The sequence below is a fragment of the Dongia sp. genome (assembly GCF_041905885.1).
GTDB lineage: Bacteria > Pseudomonadota > Alphaproteobacteria > Dongiales > Dongiaceae > Dongia.
Window position 1 is genome coordinate 150,103 of record NZ_JAYRKD010000009.1, and the last position, 12,935, is coordinate 163,037.

12 protein-coding genes are annotated in these 12,935 nt (G+C 65.2%); 5 read left to right on the forward strand and 7 right to left on the reverse strand.

Annotation, left to right across the window (positions count from 1 at the left end):
• Positions 1–52 precede the first annotated feature (52 nt).
• The 4 genes from ACH2CY_RS11935 (at position 53) to glnT (ending at position 4,381) form a co-directional block, all read left to right on the forward strand.
• Positions 53–952, forward strand: coding sequence for a glutamine amidotransferase family protein (locus ACH2CY_RS11935; RefSeq protein ID WP_395019283.1), 900 nt, complete (start codon positions 53–55; stop codon positions 950–952).
• 12 nt (positions 953–964) lie between these two features.
• Positions 965–1,648, forward strand: coding sequence for a protein glxC (locus ACH2CY_RS11940; RefSeq protein WP_395019285.1), 684 nt, complete (start codon positions 965–967; stop codon positions 1,646–1,648).
• Positions 1,649–1,660: 12 nt separating this feature from the next.
• Positions 1,661–3,001, forward strand: a complete 1,341-nt coding sequence (locus ACH2CY_RS11945) for an FMN-binding glutamate synthase family protein (protein ID WP_395019287.1) — start codon at positions 1,661–1,663, stop codon at positions 2,999–3,001.
• A gap of 72 nt (positions 3,002–3,073) precedes the next feature.
• Positions 3,074–4,381, forward strand: a complete 1,308-nt coding sequence (gene glnT / locus ACH2CY_RS11950; protein ID WP_395019289.1) for a type III glutamate--ammonia ligase — start codon at positions 3,074–3,076, stop codon at positions 4,379–4,381.
• A gap of 57 nt (positions 4,382–4,438) precedes the next feature.
• Here glnT and ACH2CY_RS11955 read toward each other — a convergent pair whose 3' ends face one another.
• Positions 4,439–5,983, reverse strand: coding sequence for a DHA2 family efflux MFS transporter permease subunit (locus ACH2CY_RS11955; RefSeq protein WP_395019291.1), 1,545 nt, complete (start codon positions 5,981–5,983; stop codon positions 4,439–4,441).
• Positions 5,984–6,057: 74 nt separating this feature from the next.
• On the reverse strand, positions 6,058–7,167 hold the full coding sequence (locus ACH2CY_RS11960; RefSeq protein WP_395019293.1) for an HlyD family secretion protein: 1,110 nt from the start codon (positions 7,165–7,167) through the stop codon (positions 6,058–6,060).
• A 180-nt stretch (positions 7,168–7,347) separates the two neighbouring features.
• On the opposite strand from ACH2CY_RS11960, the gene ACH2CY_RS11965 reads away from it, so the two are divergent.
• Positions 7,348–8,013, forward strand: a complete 666-nt coding sequence (locus ACH2CY_RS11965) for a TetR/AcrR family transcriptional regulator (protein ID WP_395019295.1) — start codon at positions 7,348–7,350, stop codon at positions 8,011–8,013.
• Here ACH2CY_RS11965 and ACH2CY_RS11970 read toward each other — a convergent pair.
• The 5 genes from ACH2CY_RS11970 to ACH2CY_RS11990 form a co-directional block, all read right to left on the reverse strand.
• A complete protein-coding gene (locus ACH2CY_RS11970; protein WP_395019297.1) occupies positions 8,010–9,677 on the reverse strand; it encodes a glycosyltransferase family 4 protein in 1,668 nt (555 codons plus the stop codon). The two genes, ACH2CY_RS11965 and ACH2CY_RS11970, sit on opposite strands and share 4 nt — an antisense overlap.
• Before the next feature lie 99 nt (positions 9,678–9,776).
• Positions 9,777–10,712, reverse strand: a complete 936-nt coding sequence (locus tag ACH2CY_RS11975; RefSeq protein WP_395019298.1) for a LysR family transcriptional regulator — start codon at positions 10,710–10,712, stop codon at positions 9,777–9,779.
• A 229-nt stretch (positions 10,713–10,941) separates the two neighbouring features.
• Entirely contained in the window at positions 10,942–11,253 is a 312-nt protein-coding gene (locus tag ACH2CY_RS11980) for a lysozyme inhibitor LprI family protein (protein WP_395019300.1), read from the reverse strand.
• A 778-nt stretch (positions 11,254–12,031) separates the two neighbouring features.
• Entirely contained in the window at positions 12,032–12,457 is a 426-nt protein-coding gene (locus tag ACH2CY_RS11985; protein WP_395019302.1) for a type II toxin-antitoxin system VapC family toxin, read from the reverse strand.
• Positions 12,454–12,705, reverse strand: a complete 252-nt coding sequence (locus ACH2CY_RS11990) for a type II toxin-antitoxin system Phd/YefM family antitoxin (RefSeq protein WP_395019304.1) — start codon at positions 12,703–12,705, stop codon at positions 12,454–12,456. The genes ACH2CY_RS11985 and ACH2CY_RS11990 overlap by 4 nt, the downstream gene beginning before the upstream one ends.
• Between the last annotated feature and the right edge of the window lie 230 nt (positions 12,706–12,935).

Sequence of the window (12,935 nt, forward strand, 5' to 3'; positions counted from 1 at the left end):
CCGGAGGCTGCGCTAATATCCTGCAGCTTTTTTGCCTGATGGGAGCAATGCCATGTGCGGCATCGTCGGCCTCTTTCTGAAGAACCCCAAGCTCCAGCCGGCGCTCGGGAAGCATCTCGAGACCATGCTGGTCGGCATGACCGAGCGCGGGCCGGACAGCGCCGGCATCGCGGTCTATCACTCGGCGGTGCCCAAGGGGCAGAGCAAGATCACCCTGTTCAACGCCGACACGACCTATCACTGGCACAAGCTGGCCGGCGATCTCGCCGACGCGCTCAACGTCGAGACCGACATCGACCAGAAGGGCAACCATGCCCGCCTGGTCGCGCATTGCCCGGAAGACCGGGTGTTGCCCTGGATCCGCGCTAACCATCCGGACGTGCGGATCATGGGCTACGGCCAGCTCATGGAAGTCTATAAGGACATGGGCCTGCCGGCGGATGTCGCGGCCAAGTATGGCCTGGCCGGCATGGAAGGCAGCCACGCCATTGGTCACACGAGAATGGCGACCGAGAGCGCCGTCACCACCGAGCATTCGCATCCCTTCACCCCGGCGTCGGACATGTGCCTGGTCCACAACGGCTCGCTCTCCAACCACAACAACTTGAGGAAGTGGCTGAGGAAGCAGGGACAGGAGTTCGAGACCGACAACGATTCCGAAGTTGCCGCGCGCTACTTCGCGCACCGCCTGAAGGAAGGCGCAAGCTTGAAGGAAGCGATGGAAGCGGGCTTAAGCGATCTCGACGGCTTCTTCACCTTCACCATGGGCACCAAGGACGGCTTCGCGGTCCTGCGCGACGCGGTCGCATGCAAGCCGGCCGTGCTGGCCGAGAACGACGACTGGGTCGCCATGGCCTCCGAGTTCCGCAGCCTCGCCTATCTCCCGAACATCGAGAAGGCGAAGATCTGGGAGCCGGCGCCCGCCACCGTCTACACCTGGTCCCTCCATTAAGGCGCGCCTCACTTGAACACGATCGATCTCGAGAAGACCCCGCTCCGCGAAGTCAACCAGCGGCTCCAGGGTCTCCCCGCCGAGACCAATGAGCGGCTCTGGAAGCTCACCAACCCGCATGGCGAGCATGCCTGCGCGGTCGGGCTGACGGCGCCGATCGAAGTCCATATCGAAGGCCATATCGGCTATTACTGCGCCGGCATGAACCAGAAGGCCAAGGTGGTGATCCACGGCCAGTGCGGCGTCGGCGTCGCTGAGAACATGATGTCCGGCGAGGTCGTGGTGAAGGGCACCGCCTCCGCGGCCGCCGGCGCCACCGGCCAGGGCGGCCTCCTGGTGATCGAGGGCGATGCGGGCACCCGTTGCGGCATCTCGATGAAGGGTATCGACATCGTGGTCAAGGGCTCGGTCGGTGCGATGAGCGCCTTCATGGCCCAGTCCGGCGCGCTGGTGGTCTGCGGCGATGCCGGGGCCAACCTCGGCGATTCGATCTACGAGGCCAGGCTCTATGTCCGCGGCAAAGTGGAGAGCCTCGGCGCCGATTGCGTCGAGAAGAAGATGACGCCGCACCATCTCGCCAAGCTCGCCCGGCTGCTCCAGGCCGCCGGCGTCGAAGCCGATCCCAAGAGCTTCAAGCGCTACGGCTCCTCGCGCAAGCTCTACAACTTCCACATCGACAACGTCGATGCCTACTGACGAAGGCCGCACATGAGCGATCGCGCCAACCCCACCCCGTTCTACACGCCGCCGCGCCCCTCGGCGACGTTCGATGCCCATTCGATCGCCGAGATCCACCGCGCCGCGGCGACCGGCATCTATGACATCCGCGGCGCCGGCGCCAAGCGCAAGGTTCCGCATTTCGACGACCTGCTGTTCCTCGGCGCCTCGATCTCGCGCTATCCGCTGGAAGGCTACCGCGAGAAATGCGCGACCAACGTCACGCTCGGCACCCGCTATGCGAAGAAGCCGATCGAGCTCAAGATCCCGGTCACCATCGCCGGCATGAGCTTCGGCTCGCTGTCCGGCGCCGCCAAGGACGCACTCGGCCGCGGCGCCTCGATCATGGGCACCAGCACCACGACCGGCGACGGCGGCATGACGCCGGAGGAGCGCAAGTCCTCGAAGACCCTGGTCTATCAGCTCTTGCCCTCGCGCTACGGCATGAACCCCGACGATCTCCGCAAGGCCGATGCGATCGAGGTGGTGATCGGGCAGGGCGCCAAGCCCGGCGGCGGCGGCATGCTGCTCGGGCAGAAGATCACCGAGCGCGTCGCCAAGATGCGGAATCTCCCGATCGGCATCGATCAGCGTTCCGCCTGCCGGCATCCCGACTGGACCGGCCCGGACGATCTCACCATCAAGATCCACGAGCTGCGCGAGATCACCAACTGGGAGAAGCCGATCTACGTGAAGGTCGGCGCGACGCGGCCCTATTTCGACACCGCCTTGGCGGTGAAGTCCGGCGCCGACGTGGTCGTGCTCGACGGCATGCAGGGCGGCACCGCGGCGACCCAGGACGTGTTCATCGAGCATGTCGGCCTGCCGATTCTGGCGGCGATCCGCCCGGCGGTGCAGGCGCTGCAGGATCTCGACATGCACCGTAAGGTGCAGCTCATCGTCTCCGGCGGCATCCGCAATGGTGCCGACGTGGCGAAATGCCTGGCGCTCGGCGCCGATGCGGTCGCGATCGGCACCGCCGCGCTGATCGCGCTCGGCGACAACGACCCGAAATGGGAAGAGGAATACAGGAAGCTGGGCTCGACCGCCGGCTGCTATGACGACTGGCATGAAGGCCGCGATCCGGCCGGCATCACCACCCAGGATCCGCAGCTGGCTGCCCGGCTCGATCCGGAGAAGGCCGGCCACCGCCTGGCGAATTATCTCGCCGTCCTCACCATGGAGGCGCAGATCATCGCCCGGGCCTGCGGCAAGAGCCATCTGCACAATCTGGAGCCGGACGATCTCGTGGCGCTGACCGTGGAATCCGCGGCGATGGCGCGGGTGCCGCTGGCGGGGACCAACTGGATTCCGGGACAGGACAAATACTGATCACTTCCACGATGGCGTAACAGGGAGACGCCGCGCGACCAGCGACGCGGCGCCGAAAAGCAAGAGGGGACCATGGCGACCGATCTCGCGAAAATCGCGAAAGAGCGAAAGATCAAGTATTTCCTGATTTCCTACGTCGATTTGTTCGGCGTGCTGCGCGCGAAGCTCTCGCCCGCTGCCGCGATCGGCGCGATGCAAAGGGACGGCGCCGGCTTTGCCGGCTTCGCCACCTGGCTCGACATGACGCCGGCCCATCCCGATCTCTTCGCCAAGCCCGACCCGGAAAGCCTGATCCAGCTGCCCTGGAAGCCGGAAGTGGGCTGGCTGGCGAGCGACCTCTGGATGGACGGCAGGCCGGTCGCCGACAGCCCGCGCGCTTTGCTCAAGCGCAAGATCGCCGAGGCCGAGAAGAAGGGCCTCCGCATGAAGAGCGGCGTCGAATGCGAGTTCTTCCTGATCACGCCGGACGGCAAGGCGATCGCCGACGGCGCCGACACCCAGGACAAGCCCTGCTACGACCAGCAGGCCCTGATGCGGCGCTATGACGTCATCACCGAGATCTGCGACAGCATGCTGGCCTTGGGCTGGAAGCCCTATCAGAACGACCACGAGGACGCGAACGGTCAGTTCGAGATGAACTGGGAATATGACGACTGCCTGCTGACCGCCGACCGCCATGTCTTCTTCAAATACATGGCGCGCTCGATCGCCGAGAAGCACGGCATGCGCGCGACCTTCATGCCGAAGCCGTTCTCGAACCTGACCGGCAACGGTTGCCACGCCCATGTCTCCTTCTGGGACAAATCCGGCAGGGCCAACCTGTTCGGCGACCCGAAGGGCGAGCTCGGTCTCTCGAAGACCGCCTACAAGGCGCTGGGCGGCATCCTGCACAATGCCGACAGCCTCTGCTCCTTCTTCAACCCGACGGTCAATTCCTACAAGCGCATCAACGCGCCGCGCACCACCTCCGGCGCCACCTGGTCGCCCTCAAGCATCACCTGGACCGGCAACAACCGCACCCACATGATCCGGGTGCCCGATGCCGGCCGCTTCGAGATCCGCCTCGCCGACGGCGCCACCAACCCCTACCTGTTGCAGGCCGGCATTCTGGCGGCGGGCCTGGACGGCATCGCCAACAACCGCGATCCCGGCAAACGGCTCGACATCAACATGTACACCGAAGGCCACACGGTGAAGAACGCGAAGAAGCTGCCCTTGAACCTGCTGGACGCGCTGCGCCTCACCGACAAGTCGAAGTCGGTGCGCGAGCAGTTCGGCGACAGCTTCGTCGACAGCTACATCAAGATGAAGACCGACGAGTGGAACAGCTTCACCAAGCACCTGACCGAATGGGAACGCGCCAACACTCTGGATTGTTGAAAGCGGCTCCGTTCTTCCCCTTCCCCCTTCAGGGGGAAGGACGGGATGGGGGTGCGTCTAATGCGCCTCGCTCTTCGCCGGCGCGGTCCTGGGCTTGGAGAGCAGCGGGATGGCCAGCAGCCCGGCGATGAAGATCGCCGCCATCACCAGCTGGGTGTCGGCGAGCGTGAGCGTCTCGGCCTGCTGGCGAACCAGCCGCGCCAGCAGCTTGACGCTGGCGAGTGAGCTGGAATCGCCCAGCGCCTCGCCCATCGCACCCTGGGCACCGTCGAGATAGGCCTGCAGGTTCGGGTTGCTCGGCGTCAATCCCTCGACCAGCCGCGCCCAATGCAGCGCGAAGCGGTCGTTGATGATGGTGTTGATCCCCGCCAGCCCGATCGCGCCGCCCAAGTTTCGCATCAGGTTGTAGAGGCCGCTGGCGTTCTTCAGTCTTGCAGGAGGAAGCGTGCCGAGCGCCACCGCGTTGATCGGGATGAACAGGAACATCAGCGCGAAGCCGCGCACCGCCTGGGGTACGAAGAATTCCCAGAAGCCCCATTCCGAGGTCATGTAGGTCTGCAGCCAGACGCCGCCGCCGAACATCAGCAGGCCGAAGGCGAGCATCACCCTGAGGTCGAGCTTGCCGGCGAGCCGGCCGGCGATCGGCGCCGACATGAACTGGAAGACGCCGGTCACGAACATGATCTGGCCGATCTGCAGCGCGTTGAAGCCGCGCACCTGGCCGAGGAAGACCGGTGTGAGATAGGTCGAGCCGTAGAGACCGATGCCGATGATGAAGCTGTACATGCAGCCCAGCGCAAAATTCTTGTCGGCGAAGCCGCGCAGATCGACGATCGGCGCGCGGTAGGTGAAGCTGCGCCAGAAGAACAGCACGGCGAACAGCGCCGCGACTGCGGCGGCGTTGCGGATGGCCGCGTCCTCGAACCAGTCCTGGCGCGGGCCTTCCTCGATCGCGTATTGCATGCAGCCCAGGAACACCGCCATCAGCAGCAGGCCGGTATAATCGAAGTCCTTCAGCAGCGACTTGTCCGACTTGTCGAAATCGACCAGCAGCCAGACGCCGACGGAGACGACGATGCCCGGCAGCAGGTTCGCCAGGAACAGCCAGTGCCAGGAGAAGGTCTGGGTGAGATAGCCGCCGAGCGTGGGGCCGAGCGTCGGCGCCATGGTCGCGACCAGGCCCATCAGCACCGAGAGGAAGTTGCGCTTCTCCGGCGGGAACACGATGAACGACGTGGCGAAGACCGTCGGGATCATCGCGCCGCCCAGGAATCCCTGCAGCGCCCGGAAGATGATCATCGAGTTGATGTCCCAGGCCAGCGCGCACAAGGCCGAGGTCAAGGTGAAGCCTGCCGCCGCGATCGCGAAGAAGACCCGCGTCGACATCAGCCGCGAGAGGATGCCGGTCAGCGGGATCATCACCACCTCGGCGATGAGATAGGAGGTCTGCACCCAGCTGATCTCGTCGGCGCTGGCGGCAAGGCCGGCCTGGATCTCGGCGATCGAGCTGGAGACGATCTGGATGTCCAGGATCGCCATGAACATCCCGAACACCATGATCATGAACCCGACCCAGTCGCGGGTGGTGAGCGGCCGGTTCATGATCTAAGCCCTCCCCCAACTTTGGGGGAGGGTTGGGTGGGGGTGCGACAACCGCGCTGCATCGGACGACCCGCTTACTTCTGGTCGCTGGCGACGGCGGCGCCGAACAGCAGCCCGCCCGCGGCGATCTTCGGCGCCTGGTCTTCGCCCGAAACCTTGGGCCCGGTGCGGGTGTCGACATCGACCACCACCGAGAGGCCGGGGCGCAGCAACCCGTGCAGCGGGTTGTTCTCCGGCAGCTGGATCCGCACCGGCACGCGGCGGACGATCTTGGTGAAGTTGCCGGTCGCATTCTCCGCCGGCAGCAGGCTGAACTCGGCGCCGCTCGCGGGCGCGAAGCTCTCGACCGTGCCGATCAGCTTCTCGCTCGGAAAGGCATCGACCGAGATCGCAACCTCCTGGCCCGGCCGCATGCGGTCGAGCTGGGTCTCCTTGAAATTGGCGACCACATGGACGTCGGTCGGCACCAGCGACAAGAGCTGCGAGCCCGCCTTCACATACTGGCCGACCCGCACGCCGCGATTGCCCACGACACCGTCGATCGGTGCCTTGATCACGGTGCGGTCGAGATTGATCTCGGCGAGCTTCAAGGTCGCGGCGGCTTCCATCTGCTTGGCCTCGGCTTCCTTGCGTGAGGCCTGGTAGACGCCGAGCTGGGTCTGCTCGGCGGCCAGTTGCGCCGAGGTCTCGGAGACGGCGGCCTGCGCCTTCACGTAAGCGGCGGTCGCCTCGTCGAGATCCTGGGTCCCGATCACCTTGCTCTCGATCAGCTTCTTGTAGCGGTCATAGACCGTCTTCGCGCGGGTCAGCTCGGCGCCGGCGCTGCGCTGCTGGGCGACGATCTGGTCGATCTTGGTCTGCTGCCAGGTGATCTGGCTGTCGATCGTCCCGATCGACGCGGCCGCGGCGGCGAGCGAGGCCGCGGCCTCGGCGACCTTGGCGCGGAAATCGTCGCTCTCGATCGTGACCAGCAGGTCACCGGCCTTGACCGCCTGGTTGTCGCCGACCGCGACGCTGGCCACCTTGCCCTCGACCAGCGGGCTCACCACCGAGATGTCGCCCTCGACATAGGCGTTGTCGGTGCCCTCCTGGAATCGGCCGGTCTTCCACCAATAGGCTCCACCGCCGACCGCCCCGGCTGCTACAATCAGCATCAGGAGAAGACGAATCGTAAGCTTGGCCATGGCGGATATCCTTTCCTCGTCAGAGGCTTAGTCGGTTTCAGGGAGTAAAACTGAACCGTACAGTTTAGTCTTGACGGAGAATGGTGGCCGGACTACCTAGAGTCAAGCGCGAACTGAACCGTTCAGTTCAGTGGACTATGCGCTGCGTCACAGTTTGGACAGCTGCCTTGGAGTGAGAGAATGAGTTCCGCCCCCCTGGCGCAACCGGCCGCCGAGACCTTCGCCCCCTCGGCCGGACGCCGCCCGGAGAAGACCGAGGCGATCCTGGACGCCGCCGGCCAGCTGTTCCGCGAGCATGGCTACGGCGCGGTCAGCATGGACCAGATCGCCCGCGAGGCCGGCGTCTCCAAGGCCACCGTCTACGCCCATTTCGAGAGCAAGGACCGCCTGTTCGCTTCGATGGTCCACAATGCCTGCCGCGTCTACGCCGAGGGCCTGATGCCGGCGCTGACCGAGATGGAGGATGTGCGCGAGGCGCTGACCCAGATCTGCCGCGAGATCGAACGCTTCCTGCTGGCGCCGAAGACGCTCGGCATCTACCGCGTGATCATCGCCGAGGGCCCGCGCTTCCCCGAACTGGTCCAGGCCTTCGTCGAAGCCGGGCCCTTGCCGTTCCGCAAGATGCTGGCCGCCTTCTTCGAAGCCAACAACCGGCGGGGCACGCTCGACGTCCCCAACCCACGGCTCGCCGCCCATCAACTGATCTGGCTGGTGCGCGGCCCGCTTTACCTGCAGCGCATGCTCGATCTCGGCGACCTGGTGAAGGACGAGCCGAGCGCCGACGACGTCGTCGCCGGCGCGGTCGAGATGTTCATGAAAGGCTACGCGCCGAAGCTGGCGCGCTAGCCCTTCCGGATCCGCACCAGCCCCAGCTTCGCCAGCCAGAGCAGGCTCCGCGCGCGATAGCTCTGGGATTCGCGCGGCCCGTCCTGCGCGATCTCAGCGACCGAGCGGCTGCCGCCCTTCAGCGTCTCCATCACGCGGTGCATCTCCGCGGCCGGCGGGTTGACCGCCCGGGCGAAGCTGATCAGCGCCGAGCTGGTGACGCCGTCGAAGGTGGCGGGCGTCGCGCCCGGCGCCAGCTCGATCTTGTCGTCCGGGCCCAAGGTCGACGTCGCATAGGAAGCGAAGGCCTGGAAGGGATCGGCGCGGGTCGGCTGCACCGGCTGCCCGGCGACGCGCGGCACGGATTCCGCCGCGCTCCGCCGGCGCGCGGCGAGCTCGGCCCAGAGCTGCTGGTACTGGTGGATGACGACGCGCCAGTCGAACTGCGCCACCGCGCGTTCGCGCGCCGCCGCACCCATCCGCCGGCGCAACTCGGGATCATGGGCGAGCCGCGCATAGGCCGCGGCGCAGGCCTCGGGATCGATGGCGACGAACTGGCTGGTGAAGCCGCAATAGTGGTCGTAGTTGTCGAGCTGGTTGGCATGGCGGTCGGCGAGATCCTCCGACCAGCCGGGCGGCGGCATGACGGTCGCCACCCGGATGCCGTCGACCCCGTCGCGGACGGTATCGCGATAGCCGTTCCAATCGGTCACCACGCTCGGCAATCCGGCGGCCATGCCCTCGACCGGCGCCAGTCCGTAGGTCTCCTGGATGTTGTCGGAGAGCGAGGTGAAGATGTCGGCGGCGGCCCAGGCCTGGTCCCGCGCCACGGCGTTGCGGCCGTCGACGAAGAGGCAGCGCACCGAGGGGCAGAAGGTCGCGGCCCCCGACCTGAACGCCTTCTCGATGAACTCGTTGGCGAACCAGCCGGCCTGCAGCAGGTGGATCTTCCGCTGCGGCATCGTGCGGGCGAGGCGCTCCAGCCCCAGATACATCGGCAGCGGATGCGCCTTGGCGTGAAAGCTGAGGCGCCCGACGAACAGCACCACGATGTCGTCCTCGCCGATGCCGAGCGCGGCGCGGCCCTGGCCGCGCTTCGCGGCATCGGGCGTGAAGCGCGCGGTGTCGATGCCGAGCGGGATGACGGGGAGCTGCGGCCGCGGAAACTTCTGCGCCCCGAAACGCGCGCCCAGGAACTCGGCCTGGGCGTCGAGCACGAAATCCACGGTCTGCTTCACCACCGTCGAGGTGCAGATCAACGCATCCCAGTCCTGCGCCGGGGAGAGCTGCAGGCCGGAGATCCAGTCCATGGCGCCGGCCGAGGCGGTGGTATGGGTGATGCCGACGATCGAATAGGCGCGCTGGTCGAAATGTCGCCGCCGCCAGGCATGCAGCGAGACCGAGGGATCAGGGAGATAGAGCGTGCCGGGCTCGGCCGGCGCGCGCGCGTCTATCTCGTTCAGCCACTGCACCGGCCGCGTATTGCCGCTGGCCTTGACCGCGGCGTTGAAGTGGTCGGCCTGCTCGCGCCGTGGCGCGTAGCAATAGAGATTGTCGACATCGGCATGCTGCACGAAGCCCTTGAGGAAGCCCTCGCCGGCGGCCTGCCTTCCCATCAGCCGCGGCCCGCTGGTCTCGAAGCCTTCCGGGCGATAGAGAATCGCCGCATTCGCGCCCTGTGCCATGTTCTGCTTCCCCCCAGTCCCTGGCGTGACAATAGCCAGCGCCGCTCGACGGGCGAAGGGAGAAGTTGCAGCGCTGTGACGATGGTCGCCCGAGGGCTGTCAGGAGGCGACGCGCAAGGCGGGCCCGGAATTAGATCTTGCTGTGCGCCGGGCCTGTCGGCCTTCGAGCAGGGCGCGGTCCTCGTGGAACAGCCGGATGATCGCATCCATCACCGCCCGCACCCGCGGCAAAGCGCGGAGATCGCGATGCACCAGCAGCCATTGCTCGGCGACCACTTCCTTCAGCGGCGCGATGCGGCGTAAGGCAGGGTCGGGATCGGCGAGATAGCAGGGCAGCACCGCGAGCCCGGCGCCGCTGCGGGTCGCCTCGGCCAGGATCTGCCAGTCGTTGGTACGGATGACCGGCCGCTTGTCTTCCAGCAGGTCGTGGATCCAGGCCTGGCCCGGCATATAGGCATGCTCTTCGTCGAAGCCGATCCAGTTCATCTTGCGCAAGGCCTCGCCCGAGGTGCCGCCGACCGCGAGATCGGCCGCGCCGTAGATCGCATAGCTCGCCGACCCGAGCTTGCGGGTCACGATCGAGGCGAGCTCCGGCACCTTGTCGCGGATCATCAGGTCCGCTTCGCGCCGCGAGAGGTTGGCCAGCGTATGGGTGGCCACCAGCTCGAACTCGATGCAGTTCAGGTTGTGCCGCAGCCGCGGCAGGTTGCGCGCGAGATAATCGGTGATCGCCTCGCCGGCGGAGATCCGCACCGTGCCCAGCGTGTCGCCGTTCATGCCGGCGCTGCGGCGGTGGATCGAGGCCGCCGCTTCCTCCATCGCCTGCACGTCGCCGAGCAGCGCCTCGCCCGCCGCGGTCAAGACGAAGCGATCGGGCAGCCGATCGAACAGCCGCGCCCCGACGGTGGCCTCGAGCTGCTTCACCCGCCGCGCCACCGTCGGATGGCTGACATTGAGCTTCTTGGCCACCGCGGTGAGCTTCCCCTCGCGCGCCAAGGCCAGAAAGATCCGCAGGTCGTCCCAGTTCTCGAACATGGCCGAAGTCTAGCTCCGATCGCGGCAACTACCCTGAACAAATTTGTACAGCGGTGGTTCGGTTTTGTCGAACTGTGAACGTGGGCGTACAGCGCAATCGCAACGCCGCGGATCATCACGAAGGTTCTCCCCATTCCCCTCCCCCGATCTCGGGGGAGGGGGTGCTAACTTCCACGGCCCTTCAGGAGCGGACATCTGTCGTCTCGCTGGTTTTCAAGCAGAACGCTGGTTAGGGCTTATCCAGCTTAAAGAATAGCGGCGGATTCTCGCAGCCTCCATTCGTGACGCAGTCGATCCACTTCCTCAAAATATTGGCGTGAGATTCGTTGCGCTCTCTGCGGCATTGGCTGGAAAGCTGCCCGCTCATGCTCCCGCCGACTTGAGCACTCGGTTCCCGATTACAAATCGCTTCTCGATAGCCGCACCAAGCGTTCGCCGCCTCCGTGAAAGCGACTCTTTCCTGAGGATCGTCCATGGTGGCGAGAGCCTCGTCGTTGGCCTTCGCCAATACCGCCTCTGAAAGAAACAAGTCACGCGCCATACATCAACCGGCGTTGTATTCGCTCGCCTGACAGTCAATGTCCCTCGTCTCGTTCATGATTTCGTTGTAGGTCGCAAGACTGGTTTCCTCGCAACCGAGTTAAATAGTGTCATCGGCGTAGACTGCACCCGCTGAGATCAGGATCGAGGTGAAACCCAAAAGTGTTCGCATGCCGTGGCATTCTCCCTGATCCAAAAATGCCTATAAACCTTTGCTTAGGGTCAGAAGAGACCTCGCAAACCTGAGCCAGCAACGTTAATTGCCTGGTTCCAAGTCATGCACCGAGAGTCCGAAGATCTCGCTGACCCGCGCGGGATCTACGCCGATGCCAATCGCCCAGGTTGCGACTTCGCTCCTGCTGGCTCCACTTGCTAGCCTATGGGCGATCTCTAGCCGTAGTGCGGTTTCCCGAATGAGGGCGGCATCGCAATGAACGAGCTTGCCGTTCTGCACAACCATGCAGGTCGCAGCGTCTGGATAGCTCGAAAGTTCGCGGATCGGATCGCGGCTAACCAATATGCCGGTTAGCACCAAACCCACGGCAGCGCCGATCAAAGCGGCAGTCAAGACGATAGACCGCAACTTAATGCGAGGCACTCCTTCAGTCCGCCCTAGATCGCGCTGCATTGGGCACCAGCCACGATGCACGCTTATGCCAAGATTGTGCCTCAACCATGGCTCCCCAATCTGCACCGAACCCTACGAACGAGTCAGTTCGGACGCTGGCATCCGGGCAACCACCTGCTCGATCTTCCATTCCGGCGACAGTTTACCATCCCTACAGCGCATCCCACGGATTCACGATCTCCCGCACGACCGTCTCAAATCCCGCCACGTCGCGCGTCACCAGGGTCAGTGCATGAGTCTCCGCCGTTGCGGCGATGAAGGCATCCATCGCGCCGATGGGGCGGCCGACCGCATCGCGCCGCGCCACGATCTTTCCCCAGGCATCCGCAATCTCCGGTGAGATCGGCAGGATTCTGCCTTCGAAGCGCGAGACCAGGTCATGGCGCAGCCATTCATCCAGTCGCTTGCGGCGTGATCCGGCGGGCATCCGCTCGATGCCGTGCCGAACTTCGGCCAAGGTCACGACGCTGAGATGGATGCGATCTTCATCGACAGTGGCGAGCCATTCCAACACGCCGGGATGCGGCTGCGGTCGCGTCGCCTCCGACACCACATTGGTATCGAGCAGGAAACTCACAACTCGACCTTGCGGGCTCGATCCTTCCGGCGCGTGATCTTGATCCCGGAGCCGCGCAGCGGCGAGGCGGCGAAGAACTCCGCCAGATTCCCGGTGCGCCTGGTCTTACGGTCCCATTCTTCCGCTGCCACGACGACGACCGCGGTGCGGCCGTGACGCGTGATCGTTTGCGGTCCGTCCGTCCGCGCCTTCTCGACCACTTCGCTGAATTTCGCCTTCGCCTCGGCGACCGTCCAGGAGTCGGCCATTTCAATGCTCCCTGCAGGCAAATGACCAAATTGGTTATTATAGTCATTTCGCCGCGTTTCCAAACCGGTTGTTGAAGCCAGTCGGAAAATATAATACATTATTGTGTGAGTATCCGCAACGCGGCAAGCGCCTGCGTCTCGTGCGGCCGTTGTTCAGCGCATCGCGCCAACCCCGTTCGCTCAACCTGAGCGGGCGACGATCTCCCGCGCCCAATCCCCGGAGGCCCCAG